We start from the raw sequence: 2,367 nt of genomic DNA, 5'->3' as shown, positions 1-2,367 counted from the left end.
GAGGTAACCGTTCACCAGCCCCTTATTGACACGATCAATTGATGATCAATAAGGTTTGGTCATATCGCTATTGAACGATCTCTTTGCCGTGTCAAAATAGCTTCATGAAAAAGAAAAAACAATTCGCAACAGAGCCGCCTACGGTTGCTGAACTCGGTGAAAACAAAGCAAACTTACTCATTCAAGAACTGTGGGAAAAGTTACGTGAATATGAAGACCGCCTAGCATTGAGCTCTAGAAACTCATCCAAATCACCATCCTCTGACTCCCCTGCGGATAAGGCCGAGCGAAAAAAGCTCAAACGCCTCGTAGTGGAAATAAGGTTGGCGCTCAACCTGGACATACGGGGCATAAAAGACCATTAGCAAAGCTTACAGAGACTGACGAGAGAATTGCTTGTTTGCCAGATAGTTGCTGCGCTGATTGTGGCGGTAAAGTTGTGGCTAACTCGTCGCCAAGTTATCGCCATCAGGTGTTTGAATTACCTAAACCTACACTTGACATCACCGAATACCAGTTATTTCACGGGCGTTGTCAGCAGTGCAACACAGTGAGTAAAGGAGCCTTGCCTGAAGAGGCTCCCGATGGTCAGATGGGGCCACGATTGCTCAGTTACGTGGCTGTGCTCAGTGGCTTGTATCACCTGAGCGTACGTAAAATTCAACGTTTACTGCAAGACCAATACGGGACTCATTTCTCTACCGGTCTGATTTCTGAAGCGCAAGGGCGAGTCAGTAGTATGCTGACGCCGACACACCAAGCTCTGCATCAACACATAAAAAAAGCGTCATTAGTGCATGTTGACGAGACGTAACCGTTCACCAGCCCCTTATTGACACGATCAATTGATGATCAATAAGGTTTGGTCATATCGCTATTGAACGATCTCTTTGCCGTGTCAAAATAGCTTCATGAAAAAGAAAAAACAATTCGCAACAGAGCCGCCTACGGTTGCTGAACTCGGTGAAAAAAAGCAAACTTACTCATTCAAGAACTGTGGGAAAAGTTACGTGAATATGAAGACCGCCTAGCATTGAGCTCTAGAAACTCATCCAAATCACCATCCTCTGACTCCCCTGCGGATAAGGCTGAGCGAAAAAAGCTCAAACGCCTCGTAGTGGAAATAAGGTTGGCGCTCAACCTGGACATACGGGGCATAAAAGACCATTAGCGGAACTCAGCGCAACCGATGAGCAAGTCGCTTGCTTACCCGATTCATGTTGTTCTGATTGTGGTGGCGAGGTCATTGCCAACCCGACTCCAAGCTATCGTCATCAGGTATTTGAATTACCTAAACCTGCACTTGATATAACTGAATACCAGTTATTTCACGGGCGTTGTCAGCAGTGCAACACCGTGAGCAAAGGAGCCTTGCCTGAAGAGGCTCCCGATGGTCAGATGGGGCCACGATTGCTCAGTTACGTGGCTGTGCTCAGTGGCTTGTATCACCTGAGCGTACGTAAAATTCAACGTTTACTGCAAGACCAATACGGGACTCATTTCTCTATCGGTCTGATTTCTGAAGCGCAAGGGCGAGTCAGTAGTATGCTGACGCCGACACACCAAGCTCTGCATCAACACATAAAAAAAGCGTCATTAGTGCATGTTGACGAGACGACGCACAATCGTAATGGTGAAGAGCATACCCGCTGGGTCTGGTTGTTATCGAGTGAGGATGCCGTATTCCAACAGGTGAAATATTTTCGTAATAAGGATGCAGCCAAATCGATATTAGGCGAGCATACCCAAGCGATTGTCGTGAGTGACCAATGTCCCAGCTACAACTGGATTGAGCCCGAACGGCATCAATTTTGCCTTGCCCATGTGCAGCGTAATTTACAACAAATGGCCGATTATTCAGGTAAGGGGCTTACCGCGAGTATCGGCAATCGACTGGTATTGCTATTCAAGTCCGTATTTCGCACTCAACATAGATATGAAGCCGGTGACGTTGACGAAATAATGTGGCGTCGGCGAATGCAACGACTAAGGCGCAATATTAAGCGCTGGCTTGAGTGCGGGGAAAATGTGCCCGCTTCACGCTACTCAGGCCGATGCCGGCATATTCTCAAATATGAGCAAGGTTTATGGGTTTTTCTCAATCACCCAGGGACACCTTTGACCAATAACGAAGCCGAGCGTTGTTTGCGTGGCAGCGTGATCATGCGCAAGATCTGCTATGGCACCAGTTCAGATAGGGGTGAGAAGTTTCGATCTCGGATCCTCTCAGTCGTTGAAACGTGCAAGAAGCGCAAGTTATCCCCGATAACAGTGATCAGCACTATCATTGCGGGCGTGGTGGGTAAATGCGACTACCCAGACGTATTTGGACTAACCTCAGCTTAGTCAATCCCCCTCTGGTGAATG

2 pseudogenes are annotated in these 2,367 nt (G+C 47.6%); both read left to right on the top strand.

Annotated elements, in window-relative coordinates:
* Positions 1-104: 104 nt before the first annotated feature.
* Positions 105-811: pseudogene (locus KT99_RS21250) on the top strand (DUF6444 domain-containing protein); the annotation flags it as partial.
* Between the two features lie 100 nt (positions 812-911).
* Positions 912-2,346 (top strand): annotated as a pseudogene (locus tag KT99_RS19605) (IS66-like element ISSbe3 family transposase).
* The last annotated feature ends 21 nt before the right edge of the window (positions 2,347-2,367 follow it).

It is taken from the genome of Shewanella benthica KT99 (genome assembly GCF_000172075.1).
Lineage (GTDB): Bacteria > Pseudomonadota > Gammaproteobacteria > Enterobacterales > Shewanellaceae > Shewanella > Shewanella benthica_A.
The sequence above is the reverse complement of the archived record's forward strand: the minus strand, read 5'-3'. Positions and strand labels throughout refer to the sequence as shown.